We start from the raw sequence: 2,955 nt of genomic DNA, 5'->3' as shown, positions 1-2,955 counted from the left end.
GCCGGAATGGCTCACGTTTCAGCTTCATGCGGACCACCGGCCATTCGCCCGGCAGGGTGATGTAGCACTCCAGGTCATTCAGGGACTGAATATCGGAATAGCTGACGAGATACTCATTCACCTCATCTTTGGAGAACTGAACGCCGTCACGAATGATGTCGACACCGTAGCTGTACTGATCGCGGAATTTTTTATGGCGGCGCTCACCGATTTCCCGCTGCACCCATTCCGCCACCGGCCCGCTCGGGGCACGGTAGAAGATGCGGGTATTGAGGAGGTCCCAGATGGCCTCGGCGAAATTGGGGCCAAACTGCTCCTTAAGCTGCGGGAAGTTCTGAAGCCCGAGCAGGGCACATCCACCAAACTTACGTCCTTCAGCGCAATACTCTGGCAGGATGGGCAACTTGTGCAGTGACGGGACTTCGTCAAGAAACAGCCAGATACGCCGCTCCCTGCTGGCGGTCAGGCCAAGAATTCCGGTCATGGTCATATAGAGCCACGCGGAAAGTAACGGCTTGATGGCGTTGTGACTGCGACCGTCACTGGCCACAAAGATCCACGGGTTGTCACCGTCCGCATCTTCCGTTGCCAGCCAGTCACGAATGTTGAAAGGCTGACGTCCCTGCTGATCCAGCCCCTGCAGATAGCGCAGCGATCGGGCATAGGTCGTCAGGATGGTACGGATGGTCATCGCGGTTTTCTCGATGCTGCCATCCACCAGGTTGGCCGCGTCAGTCCCCTGCAGATAGTCACGCAGGTCTGCCAGGCTGATGGACATCAGCTTCTTCAGCAGGCCGGCGATGTTGCAATCCTTTTCTTTCGCCATACGGCGGGCGGTTGCAACAAACAGGGCGCGGGCGGACAGTACCCAGAACGGGTCACCACCGCCGTTGCTGTCAGGCAGCAGGGTGGTGGCAAAGTTTTCGAAGTCGGTAACGGTCTGACACTCGGCCCAGAGGTCCCAGGGAGCACAACGGGCATCAAACGGGTTGAGGATTTTGTCCTTATCCTGCCTGTAGAACAGCGGGATGAAGTTGTTGCCTTTGTCATAGATAACAACGCGATCGCCCCTGGCGCGGAGCTGTCTGAGCAGGTTGTTCAGGGCCGTGCTTTTGCCTGTCCCAACCGTGCCGTGAAAGCCGAAATTTTGCATCTCCGAATCTTTCAGTATGTGCAAACCACAGATATTAAGGGGCGACTGCATGCCAGCCTTTTTCAGCAGCCGGTTTAACTCTTCGGGCCCTTCGACCAGATCACGTCCACCGACCTGCTCATTGTCACGCTGCTTTTTACCCTTACTGCCCAGATACCAGGTGATGGCAAAAATGGAACCAACAAAGGTGAACGCCGCGAGGCCCCAGCCGTAAAAGGCCGCGTTTTTAACGGCCTGTCCCATCTGAATAAAATAAGGATCGGTCATCACCTGCACGGCGGTGTGCTTAAAGGTCACCACGTCGCCACCAGGACGCTCAAAATGGAACGTCCAGCTGCCACCGGGATCCTTACCGCTGATATTTTTAAACGGCATGATGAGCCACTTAATCAGCCAGTAAGCCCCCCCGTGACAGAAGGTCTGCAGCGAAAGGGTCAGAAACATCCAGAGGAAAAAGACGGCCACGGAAAACATCAGCATCCAGTACGAGGCTATATTCATGATTTGCATGAACATGCCAATCATGTACTTCATGACCTGGCCACCCTGGGTGAAGTCACGGGCATTGAGGCTCATCAGAATGCCTCCGCAAGACGTAGGTAAGCTCCACGGGAAACGTTGCAGTTTTGCAAAAGAAATAACGGGGTCAGATGAAGTTGCATGTTCACCTCGGTTGTTAAATGTGGAAAAGGTTTTTCCGGCCAGAGACCTTTGAGCAAAGGGCAACCGGGCACACAGATGGGTGCTTTTAAAATTCTTTTAAGGGGTTTGGAGCCCAGTGGGGCGGAATATACGTTAAGAACGTAACCCTGTGATTTAAAATCCTATAAAGTCGTGGTGTTGTCGGTCAGGTTTACGATGATTTCATTACCGGGTTTATTTACCACAGGAATGTTGAAAGCCGTACAGTCAGAGACACTCCTGTTGCCGTTATGGTAAACAGTTAATTGCCATCAGTATTAACCTGAAGATGAATGAACTTTCATCTTCGTGCGAACATATAATTCCATTGTCTTATTGAAAGCACTTAAATTTAACGAATAAAACTCCTTAATTGCATGAGAAGTAATTTCCCTGAGCGTTTCTTTTTCAATCTCCAACTCTTCACTGCGTATCAGTTCTTCCATAATTGCGTTTACTCTTGGCGTGTTCATACTCAAAACAGGCGATCCATTCTCACCATCAGTTTTGACCCACCAATAAAGTAGTGGGTATTGTCGCTCAGGTAGTTCATCCACATCTTTGAACATGCCTATATATTCATGCATTCCTTCGAAGGCGTCGCTCTCACGAAGAGAAACGTTGATAGCATAGGATACAAGATGTTTTTTCAGGCTTTCTTCCCCAGCAGATAACGCGGTTACTGCTTTTTCCTTTACGAATTTTCCTTTAAGCCAGTTAAACATTTTCCGTATCCTTACTCGAATTTCAGAAAGTAAAATTAATTAGACAGTTTTTCTTTTGCGGCAGACACTGCTCCGAACAAACCTGCGATCTGATAGCGGGAGATATCCATATTAAAAATAAACAAAGCAATTAAAGTCGTTATAAAATTACCAAACACCAACGGTATCAAACTCCACTCGCTAATCAAACCGACAATCCCAAACACTAAAATAATAAAAAACCATATTACACCATACACTTTCACTTTCTTACTTATAACTCGGCTTAACTCAAAGCGGCTAAGCATATCATTATCCAGCATGGCAAAAATTCCAGCATATGATGATAAGAATGCAAAAATTACAAGCCAATGAAATAACCCAAAAAACAAAAAAAACAACCAAAGCAAGGAGCTA

General features: G+C 48.8%; 3 protein-coding genes. All 3 read right to left on the bottom strand.

Translation table 11 applies throughout. The features are described 5' to 3' along the window. The coding region (gene traD / locus GSQ70_RS00775) for a type IV conjugative transfer system coupling protein TraD (protein ID WP_199257202.1) at positions 1–1,729 on the bottom strand (1,729 nt) is incomplete at its 3' end. Between the two features lie 383 nt (positions 1,730–2,112). Beyond that, positions 2,113–2,559 carry a hypothetical protein gene (locus GSQ70_RS00770; protein ID WP_158780493.1) on the bottom strand — a complete coding sequence of 149 codons (447 nt, stop codon included), beginning with the start codon at positions 2,557–2,559 and terminating at the stop codon, positions 2,113–2,115. 35 nt (positions 2,560–2,594) lie between these two features. Continuing rightward, the coding region (locus GSQ70_RS00765) for a hypothetical protein (RefSeq protein ID WP_233268224.1) at positions 2,595–2,955 on the bottom strand (361 nt) is incomplete at its 5' end.

Source organism: Pantoea sp. BAV 3049, assembly GCF_009765445.1.
Taxonomy (GTDB): domain Bacteria; phylum Pseudomonadota; class Gammaproteobacteria; order Enterobacterales; family Enterobacteriaceae; genus Erwinia.
This window is presented reverse-complemented; position numbering and strand designations above follow the sequence as displayed.

Coding starts and splice junctions, on each gene's coding strand:
- GSQ70_RS00770 (WP_158780493.1), bottom strand. CDS start 2,559: ATGTTTAACTGGCTTAAAGGAAAATTCGTAAAGGAAAAAGCAGTAACC.